Origin of the sequence: Geomonas limicola, from assembly GCF_014193675.1 — a bacterium.
Classification (GTDB): Bacteria; Desulfobacterota; Desulfuromonadia; order Geobacterales; family Geobacteraceae; genus Geomonas; species Geomonas limicola.
Genome location: NZ_BLXZ01000003.1, coordinates 180,785 through 207,145 on the forward strand (window position 1 = coordinate 180,785; position 26,361 = coordinate 207,145).

Genomic DNA, 26,361 nt, shown 5'->3' on the forward strand with positions numbered 1-26,361 from the left:
CATGAAGGCTTTGTTGCGCACGGGGGTGCTGCTTCTTGCGGTCTGGCTGGAGCTGTCGGGGGTGTCCTTTGCCAAGGAGGTATTCCTGCGCGACGGCAGCGTCCTTGAGTGCGAGTCGTTCTGGCGGCGCCAGGGACAGATCGTCGTGAAGGTGAACCGGGACGTGATGCTGGAGTTCGCCCCGGGAGAGGTCGATCTCCGCAAGACCTTTCCGGCCCGGGCAAAGGCCAAGGGGGTGAAACACAAGCGCCCCGCCGTGAAGCAGACCGTCTCTGCAGCGGCTGCGACTTCCGCACCCGGAAGCGTCCCGCCGGCCGCGCCGGCCGCCTCTAAGCCCCCCGTGGCAGCTCCACCAGCCGCGCAGCCGGCCGCGCCCGCGGTTGCCCCAGCCGTTCCGGCAGTGCATAAGGAGGTTCAGCCCGAGCCAGCCGCGGCTGCACCGGAGCAGGGTCCGCTCCAAAAGGCCGAGTTCGAGCGACGCGCCAAGGAAAACACCGAGCGGATGGCGGAGGCGATCAAGAAAAAGGATCCGGAGCTGATCAAGAAGGCCATGGCGGCCCAACAGGAGCTGGTGCACCAGCAAAGAGCGGTGAAAACTGCGGGGCTCAAGATGGTGCAGGGGGACGCGGCTCCCCAACCGCCACGGTACCAGTACCTGGTTCTGCTGGCCGTATGTTGCCTGGTGACCCTAGTCTCCGTGTGGGTCGTCTTCGGCAAGGCCGGCGAGGCCGGCTGGAAATGCCTGGTGCCCTTTTACAACTTCTACATCATGATGCGGATATCGGGCAAACCCGGCTGGTGGTTCATCCTGCTCCTGATCCCCGTGATCGGCCTGGCTATCAATCTTTTGGCGATGCTGGCGCTGGCGGAGAAGTTCGACAGGAGTCCCGCCTTCGGAGTGGGACTCCTGCTGCTCCCCATGATCTTTTTCCCCCTGCTGGCCTTTGGCGGTTCCCAGTACCGGGACGCCGTCCCGCCACCGGACATGAACTTTACCTTTGCGGAAGAGCCGTAAGGCGGCTCCCCCCTGGCCGGGTCCTCCACGGTCAAGGTTCATCCGGGAATGCCGGGAAGCGCGGACCTGGTTACTATCAACCACCGGGGGGGATTTGCCTTGTGGGTAGTGCTTCGGAGGAGGTAGTCGATGTGCAGGAACATAAAGACCCTTTTCAACTTCGACCCGCCCGCTACGGAGGAGGAGATCCGTGCGGCGGCGCTGCAGTATGTGCGGAAGATCAGCGGGTTCAGCGCACCTTCAGCCGCCAACCAGGCCGAGTTCGAGCGTGCGATCGAAGAGGTTCACCAGGCATCCTCGCGACTGCTCCGCTCCCTGGTGACAAGCGCCCCGCCCAAGGACCGTGCCACCGAGGCCGCCAAGGCGCATGCCCGGGCAGAGCGCCGCTTCCCCGCCACTTGATCTGGAGCAGCAACCTGAAATTGCCATGACCTCAGCAGCTTCGCAGGTCTTCCCCGCCAGGGACGGCCGTAACCGGTGCCACCGACAAGGGCGTAAACGTGAAGTTGTGGATTTGCAAAAGTCAGTTACTGGGGAGGATTACATGAGATATCTGCCGATCATGACTCTGTTCACTTTTTTGCTCGCCCTAGCTGGTTGTGGAAGTGGGGATAGAAGCGGACAACCCGGTTATGCCGCCAAAATAGTAGACATGAGTCTAACTCCTGATGTACTGCCAGCTTCGAGTCCGGCCAAGATTGCCCCCCGCCTGGCATTTTTGAACGCGACGTCTTCGACGTCTCAAGATTTCTCCAGTGGAAATATCAAATATACCGTGGGAAGGCTTGGGTTACATGTCCAGGTACGCAACGATTCACCAAAGCCCGCCAGCTTTGTCTATATGGGATTTTGGGATCCGGCCGGTTATCCCTACCCTGCCGACTCTACAACCGATCAACATGGACTGATCAAATTTAGCGGGACCCTCGAAGCTGCCCAACCAGGAGAGACCATCACCATAGATCCGGAATTTGCTTTGGGCAGCGGGCACCTGCAGTACCCTCAATTGCTAGGCAACCATGCCGTGTCGCTGTGGGTTTTCGCAGCACCTCCCAACTGGGAACAGGATTATGGGCCGTATTTTTGGCTGGGGACCATTCAGAGGATGCAGGATTTCATCGCAGCGCACACTCCTTTGGCGCGTGGCACGACCCACTTTACCCTGGTTCAACCCAACTATACTGACCTCGGAGACGGCACCACTAAGGATGAAGTAACCGGACTCATCTGGCAGAACCGGGATGATGGTATCAAGAGAACCTGGCAAGAAGCCGTTTCCTACTGTTCGTCCTTGTCCCAGGCTGGGGCTGTTTGGCGGTTACCAACAGTGACGGAACTGTTGACGCTCGTTGATACCTCTTTTTTCAATTATCCTCATCCATCGATAGACACCTACTATTTTCCCGACACGCAGCCTTCCCAGTACTGGTCATTGAGCATGCTTCCGGGCACACCTTGGGCTGCTTTCACCGGTCATTTTGACTTTGACACACTCTATGGTGAAGGAGCAGGTTTCGATTTAACTTCTCGTTTGTTCTATGTGCGCTGCGTGCAGTAAGCCAATTCAATTGCATTCACGAAACCGGCCGAACCAGTACCTAAAAATGACGAATCCAGTGAAAGGCGTCAACGATGAAGAGAAAAAGTGAAAATGCCACATTACTAAAGGAGTGGAGCATGAGAGTTTTACCTCAGTTTATTGCATTGTTGTTTTTGGCAGTTTTAGTGCAATTGACTGGATGTGCAGGACGCCCATTGCATATCAGTTCGACAACCAGCATTTTAACGAGTGGACAGAACCTAACAAAAGGGCTAAAAGTTCAGACAAATAAATTCGGACTACAAGATGATATTGTGTTTTTTGTCTATGTAAAATGGGATGAACCTACACAAAAATTTGGTGCGCACAATGTTACGTTCAGTTGGTACAAAGATGACATGTTGGTTTCTACAACTACAAAACCTATAATCTTCAACACCACTCCGACTGAGATTTGGTCCAAGCGTGCTGCATCAGCCCTGGGTGCAGGGCACTATAAGGTAGCAATTGCAGTTGAGGGAAATGTTGTCGGATCTACCGAGCTTGACATCAAATGATTCCAAGGGATGCCTCTTCGCGGGACCTAATGAGCAGTCTATTGTTCACCTAATGCCATATAAAGTAGGAATCAAATGGGGCTACCGAGGAATACCGATGACGAGATGCGTGATCATGTTATTAGTAACAGCGTCACTGCTGGGATGCGCACAAGAAGTGCCACTGAACAAGAGGAACCAAGAATTTGCAATTAGAGACATTGAGCTTGATCGGCAAAAATACACTACTTTTGCCGGAACTAAAGAACGTGAAGCAGTTGATCAGCAGATTAAAGACCACAACATAGACCACAGCAAATTTCACCTTATAGATGAAATCAACCTGGGGCCGACACCAGCAGCTCCGGCAGTGCAAAACGATGGGGCTGCCCGAATCAAGAAAATTAACGACTTGATCGACCAACAACTACACAGAACCCAATAATAGAAGATGGCTCGCTTACCGCAAAATCACGAATCGAACCAGAGAGATCCCCTTCGGACAGGTAAAATACCTGGTTCCGCCCACCCTGCCCTTCCAGTTCCACGTGACAGCCAACGGCTACGTCCCTATAATGACGTCCACGGCAACCTACTATACCCGCCCACCGGAGGCACTTCATGAAGCACGGGCTTACCGAAGCGGAAGCCAGGGAGCGGCGCCGGCTGGCGCGACAGGTCTCCTCGGCGCTGCTTGGCCCTATTGCCGGCAAGATGCCCTACTCGAGCATCGAATCGCTGGAAAAACTCTCCTACCGCCCCGAATTGGCGAAACACATCCTCGACATCCTCCCGATGTTGCCGGCGGAACTGGTACGCCACCTGGTGCCTGCCGGCTATCCCCCCTTCATCCGCAGCGAGGCTGTCTTCGAGCGCCGCAACCTGTACCTGCTCAAGGACGTGGTGGTGTCGCCACAGTCGGGCATGGTCTGGCTGGAGAACAAGATTGCCGAGGAGAGCGTCGGCTCGCTGCGCCGCATCATGGACTGGGGGGAACTACTCCACGAACCGCTGCTGCCGGTGACGGAGCTGCCGCTTGAGGACCCGGTGCTGGTCTGCCATCCGGCAAGCTACTTCCACTGGCTCATGGAGGTGCTCCCCGGCGTACTGCTGGCCCTGGCGAGCTTTCCGGGGCTGAAAATCCTCACTCCCGAGCAGTGCCCGAACTACCTCACGCAGGGTCTCATTGCCACCCTGGGTCCCCAGATCGAGGAACGGGTCATTACCTGCCCCGGCCCGGTTCGCGTCGAGCAACTCGTGCTGCCGCAGTACCCGTTAAAATCAGAGTTCGTCCACCCGAAGGTGCTGGAGATGCTGCGTAGCGAAGTAAGGGATAAACTTACCGGTGCAGGTACACCTCAAGCGGGAGGCAAGACCGGGGAGGTCTTCTACATCTCGAGGCGCAAGGGGAAAAAGCGCAGGTTGGCGGGAGAAGATCGCCTGGAGGAGCGGCTCAACGCGCGGGGTGTCACCGTGCTGCACTGCGAGGAAATGACCTTACCGGAACAGGTGCGCACCTTCCAGCGGGCCAGGATGGTAATCGGCACCCACGGGGCAGGCCTGAGCAACCTCGTTTGGTGCGAGTCCCCCTGCAGGGTCGTGGAGATCTTTCCCCATAACTACATCCTCGACTGCTTCGCCTGGCTCAGCTTCAGCCTCGGCTTCGACTACCACCACGTCATCTGCCAAAACGGCCACGAGCTGGATGAAGCCGCAGTCGCGGCGACCTTGAAGCTTTTGGAACGCCCCTAGCCCGCCGGCACCAGGAGAGCCGTCCGGGTCTCCATCCCCCCCACCCGGTAAGTCCACCGGTGATCCTTCATTTCCCCTCTCAAACGCTCCTCGAACCATTTCGTTTCTTCTGCAGGCTTTGGGTGCCGTACCTGTTGCAGCGCCAGCGGCAAACCCGAGGTTCCACAGACAATTGATTAAGATCAACGCGGTAACCGCAGGCTCACCACAGAGGAAACGATTGATCTGACTTCGGTTCGTACTGTTGTCTCGAATCAGCGGTAATATGAGGAACACACAACTTCTCTTTGTGGTGCGATTTCTCTGTTGCTATGGGCCACTAATTAAGTTAAAGCTAACACACCTGTTTTGCGGTAGTCGCGAGGCACGTGGCGAAACTCATCAAGCTGTCATAACAGAGTGAAGATGCTGCCTGTATCAGGCTTCAGGGAAACACTCAACCCGTAGGGGGCGACATATGACACAGTTTCAAAACACAAATGTGGTACCGACCGGTATTCCGGGTCTTGACGAGACCCTTCGGGGAGGGTTGAGGGCGGGCAAGATGTACCTCGTCTCCGGCGCTCCCGGTACGGGAAAAACGACCTTTTCCTTGCAGTTCATGGCCGGAGGCATCGGCAAGGGTGAGCGGTGCCTCTACATTTCCGTTACCGGCGGAGACAGCGATGTCGCCGATATGGCGGAAGCCTCCGGCATCTTCCTCGACCCCGCGCTTTTCACCGCGTATGCCGTCGAGATCTCGGACGAAGTGATGGAGGGGCCCGAGCAGAGGGTCTTCCACTCTGCCGAGATGGAGCCCTCGGGAGCGATGAAAGACCTGCTCGCTGAGGTTCAGCGGGTGAAACCCCAGCGTCTCGTCATCGATTCCCTCTCGGACCTGCGGCTGCTCTCCGAGGACCTGGTAAGTTTTCGTCGTTTTATCCTCGCCATCCGCCGGGAGTTCCGCAATGACGAATGCACGGTGCTGCTCACCAACAACATAGGGCAGAGCGAACTCGACACTCACATGGAGACCATCTGCCATGGGGTCATACGTCTGGAGCAGGCGGCCGTTGGCTACGGCCCGGTACGCCGCAGACTGCTGGTTCTGAAGATGAGGGGGAAGAACTATCGGAGCGGTTGGCACGACTTCACCATCGGCAGCGAGGGAATCAGGATATTCCCCACCCTGACCGTCGACCCGCTGCGCTCGCAGAAGTCCCAAAGAGAGGTGCTCCCCACGGGAAATGCACAACTGGACCTTCTTTTCGGAGGAGGAATCGACCGCGGCACTACGACTGCGATCGTAGGTGCTTCCGGTACCGGCAAGACGACCATGGCGAACCTGTGCCTCAATACCGGGGCCCAAAGGGGCGAGTCTGCGGTGGTGTATCTCTTCGAGGAGACCGAGGATTCCTTCAAGGAACGGGCCTCGGGACTGGGGATGCCGATTGACGACTTCGTCGAGCAGGGCCTCATCACGCTGCACCAGATCGATGTGGCGGAGTTCTCCTCGGGAGAATTCTGCGGCATGCTGCTCAAGGAGGTGGAGGAGCTTGGTGCCACCACCATCGTCATAGACACGCTGAGCGGCTACGTCCAGGCCATGGCCGACGAGCGATCGGTCTACACCCAGCTGCACCAGCTTTTGATGTACCTGGCACACAAAAAGGTCACCACGTTCCTCATCATGGAACAGCACGGCGTGTTCGGCAGCGAAAGGGGTGAGATCGGCAACATGAGTTACCTTGCCGACTCCATTTTGCTCTTACGTTACTTCGAGCACAAGGGAGAGATCAGGAGGGCCATTTCCGTGCTGAAACGGCGCAGGGGACCGCACGAGCTCACCATCAGGGAATTCTCCCTGTCCGACAAGGGGATCGACATTGGCAAGCCTCTGACAAAGATGCAAGGGGTCCTGACGGGAGTACCGACGCTTGAAAACTAGCAGCGGAGAGCTCTGCGCCGACGAGAGGGTGATCGTACTCCTTAAGCAGAGACGGGATGCCGCCTCCATTCCCAAGGTCCTGGGGGAAGTAGGCGTACACGCGCTTTTGTGCGCCACTCTGGAAGAAGTTTGCGCCGAGGTGGCAAAGGGAATAGGAGCGCTGATCATCGGAGATGACCTCATCTCCCACTCCTCGATTGGCTGTCTGCGCGATACCCTGGCCCGCCAGCCCGCCTGGTCGGAGCTCCCCATCATGGTGCTTTTGCGCCCCGGCCCGGAGAGCAGCAGATTGCAGAACACCCTGCTGCTGCCCGGGGATGTGACCCTGATCGAGCGTCCTGTGCGGGTGAACACCCTTGTGGCGCATGTTCAGGCCGCGTTGCGCGGCAGACGTCGACAGTATCTGGTGCGAGACCAGATGCTGGAACTCGAGCGCTCCGAGAGACGCTACCGCACCCTCTTCAATTCCATCGACGAGGCTTTTTGCATCATCGAGGTGATTTCCGACAAGGACGGCAAGGCGCTCGACTACCGGTTCCTCGAGACGAACCCGGCTTTCGTTAAGCACACGGGACTGTCGCAGGCCCAAGGAAAGGCCATGCGCCAACTCGTCCCGGAGCACGAGGAGTTCTGGTTCGAGACCTACGGCGCGATTGTCCGGACCGGCGAGCCGGTCCGTTTCTACAACCGGGCGCGACAACTGGACCGCTGGCTCGACGTCTATGCCTTTCGTTATGGAGAACCGCAGGAATGCCAGGTGGCAGTTCTCTTCAGGGACATCACCGAACGAAGAGAGGCCGAAGAGGCACTGCGCCGATCGGAAAAAAAGTTCGCGACCATCTTCCATTGCGCCCCCGCGCTGGTCGCCATAACGACGCTGAAAGAGGGACGCATCGCCGATATCAACGACACCGCGCTCGGATTCTTGGGGTATCGGCGCGAAGAGGTGGTAGGCCGGACGACGCTCCAGATAGGTCTGTGGGAAAGTACCCAGGAGCGGGAGCGGATGGTACAGGCCATCGAGGACCGGGGACGGATCCACGATCTGGAGGTGAGCTTCAGGGGAAAGACGGGGGAAAGCTACACCGGTCTATTTTCCGGCGAGTTCATCGACATCGACCAAGACAGGTACCTGCTGTCAATGGTCAAGGACATAACCGAGCGCAAGCGTTCTGAACTGGAGATCGAGCGGCTCAACACCGACCTGGCGGCGCAGGTCGAGGAGCTGAAGGAGGCGAACCTGGAGTTGGAGGCCTTCAACCGGATGGTTTCCCATGACCTGAGGCAGCCGTTGAATTCCATAGGGCTTTCCATCCAGACTGTGGAGATTATCTGCAGCGACAAGCTCGACGAGGAATGCCAGAGGTACCTCCAGTCCATCTTCAAGAAGATCCTGGTGATGAACCAGCTCATCGACACGCTGCTTAGGTTCTCCGGGTCGACACGGGTCGAACTGCGGCGAGGACCGGTCGACGTCAGCGAACTGGCACGGGGCGTCGCGGCGGAGGTAAGAGAAAACGAAACCGAGGCACGCCGCGCCCGGTTCGACATCGCGGAGGGGCTGACGGCAAACGCGGATAAAAGCCTTTTGAAGACCGTTTTGCAGAACCTCATTGGCAATGCCTGGAAATACACGAGCATGCGCGACGAGGCGATCATTGAGGTCGGCGCAAGGGAGTTGGAGGGACAACCGGCATTCTACGTCCGGGACAATGGAAAGGGTTTCGACATGGAGGATGCCGAGGAGATCTTTGCTCCATTCAAACGGCTCCCCGGGGCTGACGGCTTCAAGGGGTTCGGGGTCGGCCTGGCCACGGTAGAACGGATCATCCGGCGCCATGGGGGGCGGGTATGGGCAGAAGCCCAAACGGACCGGGGGGCAACCTTCTATTTCACCCTGCCGGTGCAGGGTGGTGGCGAGGTGCGTTGAGGGCGGGATCAGCTGGGGGGCAGGCAGCGTAACGAGGTAAGAGCCATGAGCACAGCCGCATCACCTGACACCAAGACCACCGACGGCGCGACGGTGGTTATCACTCACCGGTTACGCGCGAACAAACAAGGTGAATATGAGCGCTGGCTCGAGGAGATCGCTCCACTCTGCCAAGCCTCGACGGGGCACCTGGACTGGAACATCGTGCGCCCCATCTCCGGTCTTACCGACACCTATACGGTCATCATCCGGTTCGACACCGAAGCGAACTTGCGGAACTGGATGGAATCTCCGACCCGTGCCCGCCTGATTGAACAGGTCCGCCCCCTGTTCGTGACCGACGACGATTTTTTTATCAGCAGCGGTTTGGATTTCTGGTTTACGCCCGCGGGGGCGAAGGCCAAGATTCCCGTGCGGTGGAAACAGTACCTGGTCACCTGGTCGGCGATCTACCCGCTTGCGCTCTTGATACCCATGGTGGTCAACCCACTGCTGCATCGCCTCGGGATCGGAGACAACCGTTTTCTGGCGACCTTCGTAGTAACCGGCGTCGTTGTCTTCCTGATGGTGTACCTGGTCATGCCTCGCTACACGAGGCTGGTCCAGCGCTGGCTCTTTTCGAGGCCGGGTGAATGACAGGCGTAGCTGAAGGGGGCCGGAAGTCCGATAGAGGCGAGAGCAGACGCGCGCCTTCCGCTGCTGAGGCGAACGTCGTCTGATATGGAGAGAAAAAACAGTTGGTGCTGACGTACCAAGGGCCCACAGCAGGATGCTGTGAGCCCTTTTTTCATTGGGTATCGGTCGGGCGTGCTACAAGCTCGCAGTACGGCATCAGTTAACCATCCTGATTTTCAGCCTGAGCAGCAGTAGCGTTGTGTGCTTCAATTTCCGCTTTATTCCTGGGGTGGGTCCTTCCTTCCTTGGCGGTGTCGAACCCCGAGACCAGCAGGATGTCAGGATTGGTAACCGCAACCATCTCCAGGAGGGACGCTATCTGTTCCAGGTAAATGACCAGTTGCGCCTGAAGCATCTCGCGCTCCGCAATGACGATCCTGCTGCCGTGCATCGATTCGTGAAAAACGTAATCGTGCTTGTCGGCCGCCGCAAAAAACGCGATTAGGAGTGCCAGATTCCCACCCCAGACCGAGTCGGGGATCCTGGCCTTGTCAGCCAAGGCTGTCCTCACCCTGCTGATAAACTGGTGGAACTTGGTCGGCGCCAAGTGTCGATAGTTTCGCATTATCCGATAGACTTGATTCGCCACGGTACCTCCTTCTTCGCTTAGGGATGGTGGTCAAGGACCAGTTTTAAATTTGCTTTTTCTAATTATTTACAAGAATACCGATTTATGCAGGCAGCGCAAGCGCCTGCTTTATTTTTTAAAGGCATGACCTCTCCTCTGGAAAGCGCCTCGATGCTCCCCCAAGATAACTCCCCTCCCCGCCGTCCCTCCCACCCCGCACTGCGGTCAATGCCGTGTGAACCGCGATATACGTCGTGTGAACCGCGATATACGTCGTGTGAATCGCGATATACGTCGTATGAATCGCGATATACGTCGTGTGAACCGAGATATACGCCGTGTGAACTGCGATCTACACCATGTGAACCGCGATATACTCCGTGTGAATCGCGATATACACCATGTGAACCGCGATATACGCCGTGTGAATCGCGATATACGTCGTATGAACCGCGATGTACGTCGTATGAACCGCTATATACGTCGTGTGAACCACGACCAACAAGTCGTTAGTCTCGCAACAGGCTGATTTCCCTAAGACCGCACCACACACTCGCCACAGCAGCCCCCCGCCCTACCCCGCGGGTTGCCGCCAGGAAAGCAAAGTACTACCATGGTAGTTGCGGAGGTGGTTATATGGACAATACGACACTTATTATCATTGCAGTTCTCATCGTGGCCGTTCTGGTAGGAGTCGGAGTGTACTTCGCGCTCCGGCAGCGTCGCAGCGAAGGGCTGCGCAGGCGCTTCGGCCCTGAGTACGATCGGGCAGTGGATGAAACCGGCAACCGCGAAAAAGCCGAAACGGTATTGGAACAGCGCAGAAGACGCATCGAACGCCTGAACATCCGTCCGCTTACCCGCAGGGACTCGGCACGGTACAGCGACGAGTGGCACGCTATCCAGACACGCTTCGTCGATGATCCGGCAGGCGCGATTACCGAGGCTGACCGGTTGGTGGGTGAGGTAATGTCTGCGCGTGGTTACCCGGTGACCGATTTCAACCAACGAACGGCGGATATCTCGGTGGACCACCCCCGGGTGGTGGAGAACTACCGGGCGGCCCACGCAATCGCACAGCGTCATGCCCAGGGGCAGGCCAACACTGAGGACCTGCGCCAGGCGATGATCCATTACCGTGCCCTGTTCATGGACCTGATCGGTGATTCACCCACGACCCACATGCCGCACGCTGCCTGAATTCGACAGCGTGGCGGATTGGCGCTGGTCTAAGACCAAGGAGAATCCATCTATGATCGACTTTGACGAAAGAGAGAGAAGTGAAACCGGAGGACTGAGCACGGCGGACCTGGCCACTGCGGGTAAACGTCCTAAAGAAGAGATACAGAATGTCCCGGTCGTGGCGGCGAATGCAGGGAGCGAGGATCGCGACGAGAACGAGCCCCTCTTGTCCCTGGACGAGGCGGCGAGCCTGAGGCGCAAGTGGGACGAGGTCCAGGGAGGGTTTGTCGACGAGCCGCGGCGCTCCGTGCAGCAGGCCGATGCGCTGGTGGCGGCGGAGATGAAGCGGTTGGCCGAGATGTTCGCCGACGAGCGGGCCAAGCTCGAGGCCCAGTGGGACCGGGGCGACAGCGTCTCGACCGAAGACCTGAGGGTGGCGCTGCGGCGCTACCGCACCTTCTTCAACCGGCTCTTGTCCATCTGATGCGCAAACAATACTGGCGTACCACTATGAAAAGCCTCCACCCCGGAGGCTTTTTTTGTACTGGACAGGACGTTCTTCCTGCCCCGCCTCCTGATCTGTTGGGAGGCGGTTACTGCAGATCGTCCCCCCGATGTCGCCGGGTGTTTTAGAATCCTGGATGGATCTGAACATCAGTGTGCAGGTTCCGAACATTCCTGACAAAACCGCAGAGGCTAACATACCGTAGGCATTGAACTTACGTGTGGCACGGTTTTGGCTGACACGATGGCATCGGTACTAAACTCAAAGGAGGGATATTATGATCATCGGAACCTTACTCTTTGTCTTGGTGGTAATGTCTGCCGTAGCTATCACTTGCCAGGCCCTTGCCTTCAGCAAAACGGAAAACAAACGCTAGACCATCGCTCCCTTGCCTGATTACTCCTGCCCCCTTGGACCTAAGGGGGCAGAGTCATCAGGGCCAATCCGCCATCCCAAGGGCCACCTCCCCTCTCCCAGACATCCAGCTATTCCTGGATTCTCGGGGCGCCCTCCCGCGTTTTTTTTCAACCGGCTTCTTGCCCATCTGAGCAAAACAGCGCTCAAGTACTCAATAAGGAAAAGCCTCCGTTACGGAGGCTTTATTTTTTTAATAGATGCCTGGAGGAGGCCCTCCCCTCTTTAACACTCGCCAGCACCGGAGGGCTTTTCGGTAAACGAGGCCGTTTCGAATACCGCGGCAAAGCCCCTGGTCGCCTGCCCCCATTGGGCGAAGGCGGCCTCGGCGGGGAAATTTATTGTATTTTTATATTGAATATGCTTTAACAGTTCCGCCTTTCAAATGGAGCGGTGGCAGTACCGGTTTGGCAAGGTGCACGATGATCCTGTGGGGTTCCCGGCTGGCGGCCCCCATTATTCTCACGACGCAGGCCCCCATGACGACACCCAATACGACCAATCCCCAACTACTCCTCGAAATAGCACAGCTCAAAGAACGACTGCACCACCTGGAGGCGCAGGTTCACTGCGGCGACACCTCGAACAGGGACCCTTTCCGCGACCTGGCACAGGCGGCAGCGCAGGTTATCTGGGAAACCGACGCATCGGGCGTTGCACTGGATGATGCGGCGAGTTGGCGAGCCTATACAGGACAGACACTGGAGGAGCTCCTCGATAATGGCTGGGTCCAGGCCGTTCACCCCGAGGATCGGACAGAACTGCAGTTGCGCTGGCAAGAGGCCCTGGCCACGGGGAACACCTTCAACGCCGAGTACCGCCTGGCTAACGCACAAGGGGTCTGGCGCTGGACCAATGTCATCGCGGTACCCCTTCTCGACGCCAGCGGTTGTGCCGTGAAATGGACCGGCATAAACCTCGACATTCACGAGCGCAAGCAGGCAGAATTGGCGGTGCGTGCCAACGAGGAAGGGTTGCGCCTGGCACTATCGGGCGGCGGGCTGTGGATGTGGGACTGGCACTTCTCCGATGACAACGTAATCTGGAGCGACGAACTCTACCGCATGCTGGGGTATGCCGAGGGAGAGGTCGAGGCGGGAATTGCAGCCTGGGAGGAGCGGGTGCACCCCGAAGACCGGGAGCAGGCAGCCTCGGCCCTGCGCCTCGCCATGGACGAGTCGAATGAGTACGAGATTGCCTTCCGGGTGCTTTGGCCCGACGGCACGGTGCGTTGGCTGGAGGGGAAGGGACGCATCGATCGAGACGAGCAGGGCGTTGCGCTGCGCTGTTACGGCATCATGCACGACCTTACCTCTCAGCACCGGGAAGAGGAGCTGCAGCAGAGCGACGAGCGGCTGCGTGCGCTCTTGGACTTCGTCCCCTCCCTGGTGTTTCTCAAGGATCCGGAAGGCCGCTACGTCTACCTCAACGAGACCTATCAGAAACATTTTCTCAAGGGACGCCCCTGGATCGGCCAGACCGACTTCGACTTCTGGGACCGGCAGACTGCCGAGATCTTCCGGGCTAACGACGCGGAGGTACTGCGCACCAACCGGGCCAACCAGTTCATGGAGGACTCCCGGGACCAGGACGGAACCAGGCGATGTTGGCTCTGCTACAAGTTCCCCCTGACCGACTCGAAGGGGAACCTTTTCCTGGGCGGCGTCGGCATCGACGTTACCGAACGGGCCCTGGCCCAGGAGGCGGTGCAACGCAGCGAAGACCGCTTCCAGTTGGCGTCCCGCGCCGGCCGCATCATGGTCTACGACCTTGACGTCGGCTCGGGAAGGGTCGCTGCAAGGCATGGCCTGAACGAACTGCTCGGGTTCGAACCGTCCGAGGCAGAAGCGACCCTCTCGTGGTGGGACGGGCGCATCCACCCCGACGACCTGCCGGCATGCCACGCGGCCTTCGGAAGGCTTAAGACCGGTTCGCACGACCACGTGCTGTGCTACCGCGTCAGGCACAAGGACGGCAGGACACTCTGGGTCGAGGACCATGCGACCGCATTTTACACCGACGCGGGAGGGCTCCGGAGGGTCATCGGTAGCGTGCGGGATATCACCGACCACAAGCATACCGAAGAGGCCTTGCGCGAGAGCAATGCACAGCTCAAGCATAGCGAGGAGCGCTTCCGGGCACTGGCTCTGGCCACTTCCGACTCGATTTTCCGGATGAGCCCCGACTGGAAGGAGATGTTCTACCTCCAGGGACACAAGTTCCTGGCCGACACGGAGGTTGCGACCAGCGATTGGCTCGAAAGGTACATCTTTGCCGCAGACCGGCCCTTGGTCACCGCAGCCATCGAGGAGGCCATCCGCACCAAGGGGATGTTCGAGCAGGAGCACCGGGTCCGCCGGGCCGATGGCGGCACGGGGTGGACCCTCTCACGGGCCATTCCCATGCTGGATTCCCAAGGCGAAATTGTCGAGTGGTTCGGAGCGGCCAAGAACATCACCGATCGCAAGCTGGCCGAGGAGCGCGAACAGAGGTCGTATGAGCGGCTGGTTACCCTCATGAATGCGCTACCCGTCGGGGTGAGTTTCTCAGACGACGAAACCTGCCGGAACATCACCGGTAACCCCACGTTCCTGCAGCAGTTCGGCATCGGCGCCCAGGATAACATCTCCGCGTCGGCAGCCAACGAGGATGCGCCGGGTCGGCAGATGAGCTACCTGCTCGACGGGCGTCCGCTCACCCCCGCAGAACTCCCCCTGCAGCGCGCGGTGGCCGAAAACCGCAACATTCCCCCGATGGAATTCGAGGTGGTCCCCGCGGGAGGGAAGCCGTGGGTCGCCTCGGCCTCGGCCGCACCGGTGCGCGACCAGGACGGCAAGGTCGTCTGCGGCGTCGCCGTGACCGTGGACATCACCGACCGGGTGAACGCGGAAAGGGCCCTGATTACCCTCAATGCGGATCTGGAACGGCGGGTCCAGGAGCGCACCAGCCAGTTGGCGGCGACCAACAAGGAGCTGGAATCGTTCTCCTATTCGGTAACCCACGAACTGGGAGCCCCGCTGCGCAGCATGAACTGCTTCAGCTCCATCCTTCTGGAAGATTATCGCGACAGACTCGATGACGAAGGGAGAGGCTACCTCGGGAGGATAGCCGCAGCGGCCAACCGGATGGGAGCCCTCATCGAGGACCTCCTGACCCTTTCCCGCGTGACGCGCCGCCCCTTGAGCCGGCAGACCGTGAACCTGAGCATCCTGGCGCAGGAAATACTGCTGGGACTGGTTGCCCAGGATCCCGAACGGCAGGTCGAGTTGGACGTTGTTCCGGGGGTCGAGGGGGAGTGGGATCCTGCCATGGTCAAGCTCATCCTGCAGAACCTGTTGAGCAATGCCTGGAAGTACACCGGCGGCACAACCGGTGCGAAGATCCAGTTCGGCGGCTACCGCAAAGGGGCAGGCAGGGTATTCTACGTACGGGACAACGGCATAGGGTTCGACATGACCTACGCGTCGAAGATATTTCTTCCCTTCGAGCGGCTGCACCGCGGAGAGTTCGAGGGGACCGGGATAGGGCTTGCCACCGTGCAGCGCGTGATCGACCTGCACGGCGGCCGGATCTGGACCGAGGCCCGGCTGGGCGAGGGAGCCACCTTCTTCTTCACCGACCAGGGGAGCGCGGAGGAGGTCCCGGGAGTCGGCGCGTAGTTCGGCATCCCCTATTCGGTCGTTACCGTGCGAAGGGGGTAAGCGGCACCTAATGCACGACCTTCCTTAAGACTCAAGAATCCAAGGCATTAAAGAAAACGCGCGTAGGATACCACAATCATTGCAATTTTCCCTAAAGAGAGTTGGGAGGGTTTCCGATAGGGGATGGAGAACGCTTGCTTTGAGAAGCACAGTGAAGCCTTTCGAGCAGTCAATCCCATACCACGGAGGAACGAGCATGAAAAGAGCGATGACGGTAGTATTGGCACTCACGATGTTTGCGGCGATGCCGGCTTTTGCAGCGATGGACCATGAAGGGAGCCATCACGACCCGCAGAACATTCAGTGCCAGAAGGAATGCGACCTGCTTTTGAAAGACTGCACCAAAGAGGCCGATTCCCTCCAGAAAGAGATCAAGAAGCTGAAGGCATCCATCAAGAAAGACGGTGCCGACCAGGCCAAGCTGGACCAGGTCAAAGCTTTAAAAGCTAAACTCGACGAGGCAAAAGCTCTTCTTAAGGAACTGCAGAAGCCGGGTAAATAGACCAGCTCCCACCTTACCTGGTGGAGAACTCTCAAAAACAGAAAGGCCCAGGCTATCTTGCCCGGGCCTTTTTGTTTCTTAAAAATTCGCAGGTCTTGAAAAATCACTTTTCAAGACCAGACACCTCAGAGAGGCACCAGGTTAGGTTTGTGAGACGGATTCCTGATTCAAGGCTGGTTCCTCAAAGCTGATCCGACCGATCTTGCCAGCCCGCAACTCACGCAGGAACGCTTCGGAAGCCCGATTCAGATCTATCTCTCCGCCTGCGATCAGGCAGCCCAGGCTGCTACCAATTTCCTCGATCAAGGCCGACGGCGATTCCGGCAGTTCTACCAGTTTGTAACGGCTCTTGGTCAGTTCGGGATAGCGCCGCATCAGGTACTCGGCGGCGAATAAGGCAACCATGTGGTAATCCAGGGCATTGGCACCGATGGCCCCGCTGGCGGCAAGCCGATAGGCTCCTTCTTGGTCGTCCATGTCGGGCCACAGCACGCCCGGGGTGTCGGACAGAACGATGCCGTCGAGTTCGATCCGCTGGTTCACGGTGGTAATGGCCGGCTTGTCCCCGACCTTTGCCAGGCTCTTGCCGGCCAGGGTGTTGATCAAGGTGGATTTCCCCACGTTGGGAATGCCGACCACCATGACACGTACCGGAAAGCCGGGCCTGCCGCTTTTCGGCGACAGCTGTTTGCAGAGTTTGATCAGCTTTTTGGCCTCGAGCTGTTTTTTGGCCGAGATCGCCAGGGCGCTCACGCCGGACTCGCCTTTAAACTGCTTGAGCCAAGCAGCGGTGACGGCCGGATCGGCCAAGTCAGGTTTATTGAGGACCTTGACCCACGGCTTGGTGCGACGCAGTGCCTGTAGCTGGTGATTGGAACTTGACAAGGGGAGGCGTGCGTCGAGGACCTCGATGACGACGTCAACCTTTTTGATCAGGTCCGCAATCGATTCCAGCGCCTTGCTCATATGTCCGGGATACCATCGGATCGTCATACGTATTAGCTATCCTTTCGGTGCGTTTATGAAACGCGTTTTTTCGAGTGGAGTTCTTTATAGCACACTTATCCCCTCAAGGGGACTCTTGTGTGCAATAGCCCAACTCCCAACAGCCTACGGCGGAGAATTCTCAAAACAACAATAAGGCCCAGGCGTTCTCGCCCGGGCCTTATTTGTTCTTGAAGTCACCCTCACTAATGGCAGTGCTAGTGGGCCGCTCATAAGCTCATAAGATTCTCTAGACAAACCATTTCACTAGTGAACGCGCCCCCATTCCCCCCTCTTATTCTTCTGTGGTCGAAGACTCAGCGAAGCTGCGCGAAATGGTCTGGGTCGTCCATCATGTTCGCAATATAGATGTTCGCAGCATCATACCCCACGGGACCGTGCTCAACCCATCCAGATTTTTTCTCCCAATTTTTCGTCGCAAATGCGAGTTGCTCTTTTGTCTGTGCGTCATACAGATAGCTGGTTATGAACTCCCCATCAGAGGCGGGGTCCTGTACGGTCAACTCGGCATAGCAGCGATTGGTCCTCGAATCATAGTGAGTAACCACATCCTGGGAGAGATCTGCCCCGATTTTGTTATCCCTCATGATGAGCTCGCCCAACTTGGCACACTCGGATCGTAAGCGAAACACCTCAGATGCTGACGGCGGCTGATGATCTGCTCTATTGGCAGGAGGCTCGTCTTTTTTGGGTGCGCAGCTCATCAGCATGAGCATTGCTATTACAGCAATGAGGCGGGTCATTCTAAAACCTCCGAGAACAGTCCTTCAACGGTTCACTCTTCTGCGTCTTCCACAACTCGAAACTCGCGCCCCAAAGCTGATACATGTGGCGGCAACCGGGCGCGCTCATTTTACCTCCTTGGGATTATCATATTAATGGAAGGAAATCATTCAGGATTAACATGAAGGGAAACGCTAACTATCCCGGTGTTTTTACCTGCACATTACCTACCACCCAATGGGACGTTGCACATAATCGCCTCCATTCCCTTTGTTTTCCGTTATTCACAGCGGGAATCGGTCTGGATTGCAGGGGCGCGGGTTGGCCGTGAGCTAACAAAGGGAGGCAACGGGTACCGAAAACTGAACACTATGTCGCTGTATTTTTTGGGGTTGATTATTTTTCCGGTGGTAGGCAGACTGGTCTGCCCGTTTCGAGGCGGGATGCCTGATGGCACAGGCGATTTTCAACGAGGTATGGCAGGTATGTTCAGCGCTATCATGTGCATGATGTTATCGATGGTCTCAATAACCACCGGGGCCTCGCTGGCAAAGAGTATTTTCCCCATCATCGGCTCCCAGTTGACGACTGCCCTGCGGCTGGGCCTGGCAGCAGTGGTGCTTTCCATTCTCTTTCGTTCCTGGCAGCACCACCCCTCCCGGGAGGAACTGAAGCGCATCCTTCCGTATGGTGCTGCGCTCGCCGGCATGAACCTGCTCTTTTATCTTTCCATCGCCCGGATTCCCCTGGGCATCGCCTTGGCCTTGGAATTCACGGGACCCCTGGCCGTTGCCCTGTACGGGACGCGCCAGCGTCAGGACTTGCTGTGGGTGCTCTTCGCGGTTACGGGCGTCGCCTTGCTGCTCCCCATAACGGACCTGTCCGCCCCTCTGGATCCGCTGGGGCTTATCTTGGCCCTCGCTGCGGGAGTGTTCTGGGGAATCTACATTCTGGCGGGGCGGCGCCTGGCACTTATCGGGCAGGAAACCGGTATGCGGGGCGGAATCATGGTGGCGTGGGGGATGCTCACCGCGGCGCTGGTCGTAGCCCCCGTGGGCTTGATCACCAGCACCGCGGTGCACATGAATGCCCGTCTCTGGATGCAGGCCTTCGGTGTTGGCGTGCTCTCCAGTGCAGTTCCCTACTCGCTGGAAATGGTCGCCCTGAAGCAGCTCCCCACCAGGATATTCGGGATTCTTACCAGTCTCGAGCCGGTCGTCGGTGCCCTTTCCGGCTTTATCTTCCTCTCGGAACGTCTCTCCTGGATGCAGGCTCTCGCCATCGCCCTAATCGTGATAGCCTCGGCAGGAAGCACCTATGTCGAAAGCCGCCGCAAGCATGTCGAGGCGATGGCGTTGCCGTGAGGGCTCCCTGGAAGCAAATCCCCTCCGTCCCCCCTTCGCAAAGGGGGGAACGCTGCGAGTGGTATTGAGGCACCGTTAGGCCAGTACCTTATCAAGGATCTCTGCCGCACTTTTAACGTAACCAGGGCACCGGGAAGTGAAATATCCCTTTCCAGCTGCCTTTCTGACACCTTCAGGGGTACCCATATCGGCCTCGAGCAACTCCGAGCATCCGATATGCTTGTGACGGGCCTTGAACTCTTTGACCAACTCGGCTACTCGCTTGAAAGTCTCCGCATCGGCCGCCGAATCACTATCCACCGTCTTGCCATACTTCATACCTATGACCATCAAGGCACCAGTCACCGCACCGCATTCTGATCCCATCCCCATACCACCAGCAAAAGCTGCAGCAACCTTGCGTGCCTGAGTAACACTCATCCCCAGAGACGGAGCATAGGTCTCCAAGATAGCCTGAGAACAGTTCATCGACTTAAGGAACTGATTCTTGGCGTGCTCAGGTTTGTTGGCTGGATTGCTATCACTTGCCTCTACTATCTTGGTTATGCCGCCAGTAGCCAGAGTGACACCGGCTGCCATGGAGAGCTTCAACAAATCACGTCTGCCCAGACCATCCATCATACCAATACCTCCTATTGGAAATTTCGCTAACCCTACCCTTTGTCAGCCACCTTGTCTACTGGTGTTCTAGCTCGCGTCAACAATTACCAGGCTCGTTGGCGAAATGCCCCTCTTTCCCCCTCGCTACGCTCAATAGCTTCCGACGGTGATCGGCGCCTCGTTGTCGATGGACCGCAGCCGTGCCCGGTACGCCTCCAGCAGGTCCTCACGTTCTTGGTCGCTGACGTGCGCGACGGCGTAGGCCACCTGGGGAGCCAACACGGAGAAGCCGACGAACTCAAACATGCCGCGCTGAATCGGCCGCAGCACACCGTTCATGTCGCCGTTGAAGCCGCCGGGCTGGTACGCCTCGACAGGGCCACCCGTGGTGAGGGTCAACATGGCGCGTTTCCCCCGCATCATCCCGGTCTCGTAGAAGCGCCCGTTGCCATAGAAGCGCCCCATGGCGAAAACCCTGTCATACCATCCCTTGAGGATCGCCGGCACGCTGAACCACCAGAGCGGAAAGTGCCAGATCATCAGGTCGCACTGCTCGACCTTGGCCATCTCGGCCGCCAGGTCGGGGGCAAAGGTCCCGTGTTCGACAGCATGAATCTCCTCGGCCTGGGGCTTGAAGTAGTCCGGGTCCTTGACGGAGGAAAAGTTGTGGCGATCGGAAACCGGTTGAAAGCTCAAACTGTAGAGATCCGAGGTTGTCACGGTATGACCGCTCTCGGTAAGAGTTGCGATAGCAGACTGGTAGAGGGAGGAGCAAAAGCTCTTTGTTTCGGGATGTGCATTGACGACCAGGATGTTCATGGTGCCTCCGACGCAGCTGATAATAACCAACAAGAAGCCGCATTCTACGTGTTGGTCCTACAAAGTAAAGTACGCACAAAAAAGTACCGTAGTTCCGTTTTGGGTACTTAGGGGTCGGTAGCGGCACGCAGAGCCGGGTCGGGCCTGGACAGCTAAAAGGATTTCCGGTTGTGTTCCTCTCTTACTCTGTGTCCTCTGTGGTCAATGCTTTTTGGGTTTAAAGCGTGGAGTCACACTCAAGCCTTCAGGCTTCTTGGCGTCCTGCGCGCCTTTGCAGTCAGCAGCCTTTTCGTTATTGTCAAACTCTTCGCCTATGTTACAGTGGCACCGACGAAACCTTCTCACCGACCAACCAAGGGAGCGCCTGCCATGCAGATCTACACCGCATCCTATCTGCTGCCGATTGCCTCGCCCCCCATTGCCGGCGGCGGCATCGCCGTGGAAAACGGCCGCATCGTCGCGGTCGGCCCGGCAGCCGAACTCCCGGTACCCAGCGGCGCCAAGGTGGTCGACCTTCCCGGCTGCGCCATCCTCCCCGGACTGGTGAACGCGCACACCCACCTGGAGCTCACCCACTTCCCGGCCTGGAAGGTGCGCAAGAACCTCGACTACCTCCCCAAGACCTACGTCGAGTGGATCAGCCAGGTGGTCAAGATCCGGCGCGTGCTTACTCCGGAGGAAGTGGAGCAGTCGGTACGCGAGGGGTTGCGCCTGTGCATCGAGTCCGGCACCACCGCCGTCGGCGAGATACTCAGCGACTTTTCACTCGCCCACCTCTACGAGGCCTCGCCGCTCACCGGCAGGCTCTTTTTAGAGGGGCTCGGGCAGGACCCGGTGCAGGGCGAGGCACTTCTGAAGCGGCTCATGGCCTCCCTGCAGGCTCTCAAGGGGAACTTCCTCCCGGGGATCTCCCCGCACACGCCGCACACCGTCTCGCAGGCACTCATGCTGGAGTTGAACCGGCTGTCACAGTGGCTCGACATCCCCAAGGCGATTCACCTCTCCGAGTCGAGGGAAGAGGTCTCCTTCATGTTCGACAGCACCGGCCCCATCGCCGAGGTTATGTACCAGATGGCGCACTGGGACGAGTACCTCCCGGCCCCGCGCAAGGCTACCTCGACGAGCTACCTGGAGGAACTCGGGGTGCTCGATCGCAAGACACTGGCGATTCATGCCGTGCACGTGACCCCTGCCGATGTGGCGGTTCTCAAGGAGCGCGGCGTGACGGTGGTGCTCTGTCCGCGCAGTAACGACCGCCTCAACGTGGGTAAGGCCCCCTACCGCCTCTTGAAGAGTTCCGGTCTGCCGCTCGCCCTGGGCACCGACTCCCTGGCAAGCAACGACTCGCTCTCCTTGTGGGACGAGATCCACTTCCTGAGGGAGAGCGACCCCGACACCTTCAGCCCCGCAGAACTCATCGCCATGGCGACCCAGGGGAGCGCCCGCGCCCTCGGGCTCGAGGGGCAACTGGGCACCCTGGAGGCCGGCAAGCGCGGCGACTTCCTGGTATTCTCCGGTCTCGAGGGGGCAGGAGCCGATGCCGCGGCCGCGGTCCTCGAGCGGGGGCGTCTCGAGCAGGTCTACCTGGCCGGGCGTTCCACGCCGCGTCCGCTTACCCCACCTTTTTAGTCCTGTTAATTTGAGGTCTGATCTGGTAGTATCAATTGACTATGGGTGAGAAGCTGATTTGCAATAACAAGAAGGCCTTCCACGACTACTTCATCGAAGAGCGTTACGAGGCCGGTATGGTGCTGCAGGGGACCGAGGTAAAGTCCCTGCGTGGCGGCAAGGCGAATCTCAACGATTCCTTTGCCATCGTCAAGAACGGCGAGGCCTACCTGCACAACCTGCACATCAGCCCCTACGACTTCGGCAACCGTCAGAACCACGATCCTGACCGGATGCGCAAGTTGTTGCTGCACAAGAAAGAGATCCTGAAACTCTTCTCCAAGATACGGGAGCAAGGGTACACGCTGATACCGCTCAGGATCTACTTCAAGGACGGCAAGGTAAAGGCAGAGCTCGGGTTGGCCAAGGGGAAGAAGAACTACGACAAGCGCGAGACCCTGAAGCAGAACGACATGAAGCGCGATGTCCAGGTGGCTCTCAAAGAGCGTGGGCGTCAGAACAGGGATAGAGAGTAACAGTTTATTGGGGGTGTAAAGGTTTCGACGGGGGTAAGAAGCAAAGGTTGCATGCCGAGGTCCGGTTGGCTCGTTAAACAAACCGGGGCGATTTAGACGCCGATAACTACGAATACGCCTTAGCAGCTTAATAACCTGCTAACGTTCTACCTCGCTTCTCCCACGAGTGGGGATAGAACGTCATTCAGTGGGATAGTTCTTGAGAGTGTCCGCGGCTCAAGGGCGAAATCTAGCGGGACCGCCTCTCTTGAATCCCGGCCTGTGGAGTCCTGAGAAGTTAAATTAAATACAGGTATAAGCATGTAGACGCCTTTCGTGTACGACTTTCGGACGTGGGTTCGACTCCCACCACCTCCACCAATTTTCATGTAACATGCTGAAAGCAAGGCAATAAAAGCCTCTGTGTTGACGGTGATCCGCTAGGGTGATCCGCTCCGCAGGGGCTTTTATGATTCATACCGACTCCTACCTCTATCTCTCCCGTCACAATATCTACTATTTTCGTGCTATAGTGCCGGAGGTCGTTGGCCAGGGTCTCCAAAAGCGGGAGTATCGCCGCTCCATGCAGACAAGGGACCTCCGCTTTGCGAGAACGATAGCGAGGGCATTACGCGTGTGCTTCGAGAGAAATCTTGAAGCGGTGAGAGCATCTATGATCACTTGGGAAGAGCTAAGGAAGGTGCTGGATACCCAGCTAGATCAACTCTTGAGGCAGGAGCGGGAAAAACTGAGGGCGAAAGGGCCTTATCCCATGGCTGCCGATGACGTCTGGAAACGTAATGTGATCCCAAACTACCGAAAGGCTATCCACGACATTTCTTTCTGCGGCGATAGCGCTTATTCTGGAAAGATACCTGAGTTTGCGAGGAATTTAGCGGAGGGCATCCTGCAGGGTACCGGCATCGAATTAGACAGGTCCAGCGAGATGTTCGTGCGTTTCTGTGAAGGAACGGTCCGCATGTACCTGGAGTTCACGAAGCAGCGGCAGGTTCTCAATGATGAGGCGCGGTCGTTCCGTTCTGGCATTCAATCGGTGGCAACGTACCTTCCCCCTGTTGCCGTTGATGGTAGCAGAGGTTTGCTTCTTTCTGAGGTGGTGGAGAAGTACTGCAACGAGATGGTCGCGGGAAATAATTGGCAACCCAAGACAGAGTCAGAAATGAGGGCCATCTACAGGGTTCTGCTCGGCATCATCCACAATATGCCTATCGCCCAGGTTGACCATGCAGCATCGTCACTCTTCAAAGAAACCTTGCTGAAATTGCCGTCCAACATGACTAAGAAGCCGCTTTACAGGGACAAGCCGATTCAGGGCGTCGTGAAAATGCAGATACCAAAGGAGGACCGACTCTCTATTGCTAAGGTAAATGCTTACCTTAGCCGAGTTTCCTCCCTGTTCCATTGGGCCATTAAAAATGGTCATACGACGACTAACCCTTTTCATGGGTTGAAGATTAAAGAGAAGGTTGCCGATTACGAAAAGCGCGATCCATTTGCACTCGCTGACCTCCAGGCGCTTTTTTCCACTCCTGAATATCAAACTCAAAAGCCAAAGCACCCCTATCAGTACTGGTTGCCGCTGATGGGTTTGTTCACGGGCGCGCGGATTGAAGAGCTATGCCAACTCCATCTGGACGATATCCGTCATGAGGGGGAGTTATGGGTCATCGACATAAATGCCAAAGGTGATAAGAAGTTAAAGACTCTGTCGAGCTGCCGCGTTATCCCCATGCACCCCCGTCTTGTAGATTTCGGCCTTTTGGAGTACGCGAAATCGCTCAGGAAGAAAGGGCACATTCGGTTGTTCCCCGAGCTAAAGAAGCGGCGGGACGGTTATTCTCAAGACGCTAGTAGGTGGTTCACCCGCTATCGTATGCGCTGTGGGGTTACAGGCGAGCGCAAGACCTTCCACAGCTTTCGCCACACTGTCATCAATCACCTCAAACAGCGTGGAGAGGTTAAGGAAAAGATTGCTGCTATTTGCGGGCACAAAGACGAATCAATAACGACAGGACTGTATGGGAAACCTTATGAACCAGCTGCACTAGTCTCTGTGATTGAGGCTCTGGATTTTAAAGTTGCTGTCACAACGTGGAAGGTGTAAGGTAGGTTTGCGTACATTCTTATTGATTGTTGCTTACTTCCCCCAGCCTAAAAGAGATTATTCCTTCATAACGTCTCAACCCTCCTACTAATAGCAGGTTGTTAAACCTAAAGAGACTAAAAGAGTACACACGGATGGTAGTATATCTAAAGAAAGATGATAAAATTCATTACCTCTCAGGGCATGTAGTCCCACAGGTCGGAAATCTGTTCGTGGACATGCTTACCATGACCCTGGATATTCCTGAGGAAGACCATGCAAAGACCATGGCGGGATTTCAAAAGACTAAAGAATCAGGGGATGGCAAGCCATTTTCAAAAACAGCCTACAGTCACAACCTGAAGCTTTCCTCCGAAAATGAGGCTGATATCCTCATCCATTGCAAGCCGACGATTGCAAAACAGACCGGGAACAAATACCGGTTTTTCCGAATCGAATTCAATCCCTCCAAGGCAAACCTCGACAATCTGAAGAAAAACATCGACCTCATCCTCCCTGGTGGCTATGCAAAACTTATGAAGGACGGGATTGTCACCCGCATCGACCTTGCTGTTGATGCTCTGTACCTAGACGCCACCGACATAGTCGCAAGTCACCCTAAGATCAAGGTCGAAAAGCATTACGCGCATAACGGAGTCATTGAGACAAAGTACCTTGGGGCGCCCAGCAGCAGCAAGCAAATTGTCCTATATGACAAGCTAGCCGAGATCAAGCACCGTAACAGCAAAAAAGGTAAAGCCTTTAAAATACCTGTCCCAGGGGAAAAGATTTTTCGGATTGAGCACCGATTCTTCAAGTTGGGCTGCACTTTAAAGGATGTTGCCTCCCTGCCAAATCCCTTCACCGACCTGACGTTGATAGCCTATCCAGGGTCAAAATCTACTAAAAGTCAAGACCCCTTATGGACCCTGTTTTTGAGCGCCTGCCGATTTGAGGGGGTGCCGACTGCCCTGAACCATCTCAATGCGGAACGCCAGGAGGAGTTTAAAAAACGATTGGACACGGAAGGGCGATCCGATTGGTGGAAGCCGGAGGCAGTTTGGCAAGGCCTCCCGTTAGCGATTAACAAAATTATCAGCGTCAAAGGATACCTTCCATCGCTTCCCTCGCTAAAATCATGACCACATTCGATTGCAATTAATTGCAATCCCCTCGCGGCCTCCCTGGGCCGGCCAGCTCCTTCTTGTCCTCCGTTCGCCGCCCGCAGCATCGAGACCCTATCATCGACCTTGCAAAGTCTCGCTGGATATCCTAGGAATTAGGGAGATGAACGAGCGGAATCTGAGGGAGGTGTGGTAGTGAAACAGGCGCTGACGATAGAGAAAGTCTTTAAGCTTGCGGAAGAGCAAGGGCTT

General features: G+C 57.1%; 23 protein-coding genes, 1 other RNA gene and 1 pseudogene. 20 read left to right on the plus strand and 5 right to left on the minus strand.

The features are described 5' to 3' along the window. Position 1 precedes the first annotated feature (1 nt). The 9 genes from H7688_RS07945 (at position 2) to H7688_RS07985 (ending at position 9,336) form a co-directional block, all read left to right on the plus strand. Complete coding sequence (locus H7688_RS07945) at positions 2-1,015, plus strand: DUF5684 domain-containing protein (RefSeq protein WP_183360538.1); 1,014 nt, start codon at positions 2-4, stop codon at positions 1,013-1,015. A gap of 129 nt (positions 1,016-1,144) precedes the next feature. Beyond that, on the plus strand, positions 1,145-1,417 hold the full coding sequence (locus H7688_RS07950) for a DUF2277 domain-containing protein (protein WP_183360539.1): 273 nt from the start codon (positions 1,145-1,147) through the stop codon (positions 1,415-1,417). A gap of 142 nt (positions 1,418-1,559) precedes the next feature. Continuing rightward, positions 1,560-2,573, plus strand: a complete 1,014-nt coding sequence (locus H7688_RS07955) for an Lcl C-terminal domain-containing protein (protein ID WP_183360540.1) — start codon at positions 1,560-1,562, stop codon at positions 2,571-2,573. A 74-nt stretch (positions 2,574-2,647) separates the two neighbouring features. After that, positions 2,648-3,112 (plus strand): hypothetical protein, encoded by a 465-nt coding sequence (locus H7688_RS07960; protein WP_183360541.1) that lies wholly within the window; start codon positions 2,648-2,650, stop codon positions 3,110-3,112. Positions 3,113-3,227: 115 nt separating this feature from the next. Further along, positions 3,228-3,536, plus strand: coding sequence for a hypothetical protein (locus H7688_RS07965; protein ID WP_183360542.1), 309 nt, complete (start codon positions 3,228-3,230; stop codon positions 3,534-3,536). 176 nt (positions 3,537-3,712) lie between these two features. Beyond that, positions 3,713-4,843 (plus strand): glycosyltransferase family 61 protein, encoded by a 1,131-nt coding sequence (locus H7688_RS07970; protein ID WP_183360543.1) that lies wholly within the window; start codon positions 3,713-3,715, stop codon positions 4,841-4,843. 457 nt (positions 4,844-5,300) lie between these two features. Continuing rightward, positions 5,301-6,770 (plus strand): DUF7125 family protein, encoded by a 1,470-nt coding sequence (locus tag H7688_RS07975; RefSeq protein ID WP_183360544.1) that lies wholly within the window; start codon positions 5,301-5,303, stop codon positions 6,768-6,770. Next, positions 6,760-8,700, plus strand: coding sequence for a sensor histidine kinase (locus H7688_RS07980; RefSeq protein WP_183360545.1), 1,941 nt, complete (start codon positions 6,760-6,762; stop codon positions 8,698-8,700). Before H7688_RS07975 ends, H7688_RS07980 begins: the two co-directional genes overlap by 11 nt. A 45-nt stretch (positions 8,701-8,745) precedes the next feature. Next, positions 8,746-9,336: a putative antibiotic biosynthesis monooxygenase gene (locus H7688_RS07985; protein ID WP_183360546.1), complete on the plus strand. Its 591-nt coding sequence runs from the start codon at positions 8,746-8,748 to the stop codon at positions 9,334-9,336. Between the two features lie 199 nt (positions 9,337-9,535). Here H7688_RS07985 and H7688_RS07990 read toward each other — a convergent pair whose 3' ends face one another. After that, positions 9,536-9,964 (minus strand): hypothetical protein, encoded by a 429-nt coding sequence (locus tag H7688_RS07990; RefSeq protein ID WP_183360547.1) that lies wholly within the window; start codon positions 9,962-9,964, stop codon positions 9,536-9,538. Between the two features lie 654 nt (positions 9,965-10,618). On the opposite strand from H7688_RS07990, the gene H7688_RS07995 reads away from it, so the two are divergent. The 4 genes from H7688_RS07995 to H7688_RS08010 all read left to right on the plus strand — a co-directional run bounded on the left by H7688_RS07995 (position 10,619) and on the right by H7688_RS08010 (position 16,247). After that, complete coding sequence (locus H7688_RS07995) at positions 10,619-11,143, plus strand: hypothetical protein (RefSeq protein ID WP_246329748.1); 525 nt, start codon at positions 10,619-10,621, stop codon at positions 11,141-11,143. Positions 11,144-11,303: 160 nt separating this feature from the next. Continuing rightward, complete coding sequence (locus tag H7688_RS08000; RefSeq protein WP_246329749.1) at positions 11,304-11,609, plus strand: hypothetical protein; 306 nt, start codon at positions 11,304-11,306, stop codon at positions 11,607-11,609. A gap of 914 nt (positions 11,610-12,523) precedes the next feature. Continuing rightward, entirely contained in the window at positions 12,524-15,703 is a 3,180-nt protein-coding gene (locus H7688_RS08005; RefSeq protein ID WP_183360550.1) for a PAS domain-containing sensor histidine kinase, read from the plus strand. A 238-nt stretch (positions 15,704-15,941) separates the two neighbouring features. Then, on the plus strand, positions 15,942-16,247 hold the full coding sequence (locus H7688_RS08010; RefSeq protein ID WP_183360551.1) for a hypothetical protein: 306 nt from the start codon (positions 15,942-15,944) through the stop codon (positions 16,245-16,247). 141 nt (positions 16,248-16,388) lie between these two features. Here H7688_RS08010 and ylqF read toward each other — a convergent pair whose 3' ends face one another. Together ylqF and H7688_RS08020 are read right to left on the minus strand one after the other, a co-directional pair. After that, positions 16,389-17,240 carry a ribosome biogenesis GTPase YlqF gene (ylqF, locus tag H7688_RS08015; protein ID WP_183360552.1) on the minus strand — a complete coding sequence of 284 codons (852 nt, stop codon included), beginning with the start codon at positions 17,238-17,240 and terminating at the stop codon, positions 16,389-16,391. 308 nt (positions 17,241-17,548) lie between these two features. After that, a complete protein-coding gene (locus H7688_RS08020; RefSeq protein WP_183360553.1) occupies positions 17,549-17,995 on the minus strand; it encodes a hypothetical protein in 447 nt (148 codons plus the stop codon). Positions 17,996-18,493: 498 nt separating this feature from the next. Here H7688_RS08020 and H7688_RS08025 point away from each other — a divergent pair, with 498 nt between their 5' ends. Further along, positions 18,494-19,339 (plus strand): EamA family transporter, encoded by an 846-nt coding sequence (locus tag H7688_RS08025; RefSeq protein ID WP_198424469.1) that lies wholly within the window; start codon positions 18,494-18,496, stop codon positions 19,337-19,339. A 75-nt stretch (positions 19,340-19,414) separates the two neighbouring features. Here H7688_RS08025 and H7688_RS08030 read toward each other — a convergent pair whose 3' ends face one another. Both H7688_RS08030 and H7688_RS08035 read right to left on the minus strand, forming a co-directional pair. Then, complete coding sequence (locus H7688_RS08030) at positions 19,415-19,960, minus strand: C-GCAxxG-C-C family protein (RefSeq protein WP_183360555.1); 546 nt, start codon at positions 19,958-19,960, stop codon at positions 19,415-19,417. Between the two features lie 129 nt (positions 19,961-20,089). Then, positions 20,090-20,791: an NAD(P)H-dependent oxidoreductase gene (locus H7688_RS08035; RefSeq protein WP_198424470.1), complete on the minus strand. Its 702-nt coding sequence runs from the start codon at positions 20,789-20,791 to the stop codon at positions 20,090-20,092. 336 nt (positions 20,792-21,127) lie between these two features. Here H7688_RS08035 and H7688_RS08040 point away from each other — a divergent pair, with 336 nt between their 5' ends. The 6 genes and pseudogenes from H7688_RS08040 (at position 21,128) to H7688_RS08060 (ending at position 26,127) form a co-directional block, all read left to right on the plus strand. Next, positions 21,128-22,387 (plus strand): amidohydrolase family protein, encoded by a 1,260-nt coding sequence (locus H7688_RS08040; RefSeq protein WP_183360557.1) that lies wholly within the window; start codon positions 21,128-21,130, stop codon positions 22,385-22,387. A 41-nt stretch (positions 22,388-22,428) separates the two neighbouring features. Next, on the plus strand, positions 22,429-22,902 hold the full coding sequence (gene smpB, locus H7688_RS08045) for an SsrA-binding protein SmpB (RefSeq protein WP_183360559.1): 474 nt from the start codon (positions 22,429-22,431) through the stop codon (positions 22,900-22,902). A 9-nt stretch (positions 22,903-22,911) separates the two neighbouring features. Then, positions 22,912-23,262, plus strand: a transfer-messenger RNA (tmRNA) gene (gene ssrA, locus H7688_RS08050). An 88-nt stretch (positions 23,263-23,350) separates the two neighbouring features. Beyond that, positions 23,351-23,536 (plus strand): annotated as a pseudogene (locus tag H7688_RS22910) (DUF6538 domain-containing protein); the annotation flags it as partial. 18 nt (positions 23,537-23,554) lie between these two features. After that, the gene (locus tag H7688_RS08055; RefSeq protein ID WP_183360561.1) at positions 23,555-25,006 is read left to right on the plus strand and encodes a site-specific integrase; all 1,452 of its coding nucleotides are present in this window, start codon (positions 23,555-23,557) and stop codon (positions 25,004-25,006) included. 212 nt (positions 25,007-25,218) lie between these two features. Further along, complete coding sequence (locus H7688_RS08060; protein WP_183360563.1) at positions 25,219-26,127, plus strand: hypothetical protein; 909 nt, start codon at positions 25,219-25,221, stop codon at positions 26,125-26,127. Positions 26,128-26,361 lie beyond the last annotated feature (234 nt).

Excerpts from the sequence above, each read along its gene's own strand:
- H7688_RS07945 (WP_183360538.1), top strand. The coding sequence starts at position 2 with ATGAAGGCTTTGTTGCGCACGGGGGTGCTGCTTCTTGCGGTCTGGCTG.
- H7688_RS07950 (WP_183360539.1), top strand. The coding sequence starts at position 1,145 with ATGTGCAGGAACATAAAGACCCTTTTCAACTTCGACCCGCCCGCTACG.
- H7688_RS07955 (WP_183360540.1), top strand. The coding sequence starts at position 1,560 with ATGAGATATCTGCCGATCATGACTCTGTTCACTTTTTTGCTCGCCCTA.
- H7688_RS07960 (WP_183360541.1), top strand. The coding sequence starts at position 2,648 with ATGAAGAGAAAAAGTGAAAATGCCACATTACTAAAGGAGTGGAGCATG.
- H7688_RS07965 (WP_183360542.1), top strand. The coding sequence starts at position 3,228 with ATGTTATTAGTAACAGCGTCACTGCTGGGATGCGCACAAGAAGTGCCA.
- H7688_RS07970 (WP_183360543.1), top strand. The coding sequence starts at position 3,713 with ATGAAGCACGGGCTTACCGAAGCGGAAGCCAGGGAGCGGCGCCGGCTG.
- H7688_RS07975 (WP_183360544.1), top strand. The coding sequence starts at position 5,301 with ATGACACAGTTTCAAAACACAAATGTGGTACCGACCGGTATTCCGGGT.
- H7688_RS07985 (WP_183360546.1), top strand. The coding sequence starts at position 8,746 with ATGAGCACAGCCGCATCACCTGACACCAAGACCACCGACGGCGCGACG.
- H7688_RS08005 (WP_183360550.1), top strand. The coding sequence starts at position 12,524 with ATGACGACACCCAATACGACCAATCCCCAACTACTCCTCGAAATAGCA.
- H7688_RS08010 (WP_183360551.1), top strand. The coding sequence starts at position 15,942 with ATGAAAAGAGCGATGACGGTAGTATTGGCACTCACGATGTTTGCGGCG.
- ylqF (WP_183360552.1), bottom strand. The coding sequence starts at position 17,240 with ATGACGATCCGATGGTATCCCGGACATATGAGCAAGGCGCTGGAATCG.
- H7688_RS08020 (WP_183360553.1), bottom strand. The coding sequence starts at position 17,995 with ATGACCCGCCTCATTGCTGTAATAGCAATGCTCATGCTGATGAGCTGC.
- H7688_RS08025 (WP_198424469.1), top strand. The coding sequence starts at position 18,494 with ATGGTCTCAATAACCACCGGGGCCTCGCTGGCAAAGAGTATTTTCCCC.
- H7688_RS08030 (WP_183360555.1), bottom strand. The coding sequence starts at position 19,960 with ATGATGGATGGTCTGGGCAGACGTGATTTGTTGAAGCTCTCCATGGCA.
- H7688_RS08040 (WP_183360557.1), top strand. The coding sequence starts at position 21,128 with ATGCAGATCTACACCGCATCCTATCTGCTGCCGATTGCCTCGCCCCCC.
- smpB (WP_183360559.1), top strand. The coding sequence starts at position 22,429 with ATGGGTGAGAAGCTGATTTGCAATAACAAGAAGGCCTTCCACGACTAC.
- H7688_RS08055 (WP_183360561.1), top strand. The coding sequence starts at position 23,555 with ATGATCACTTGGGAAGAGCTAAGGAAGGTGCTGGATACCCAGCTAGAT.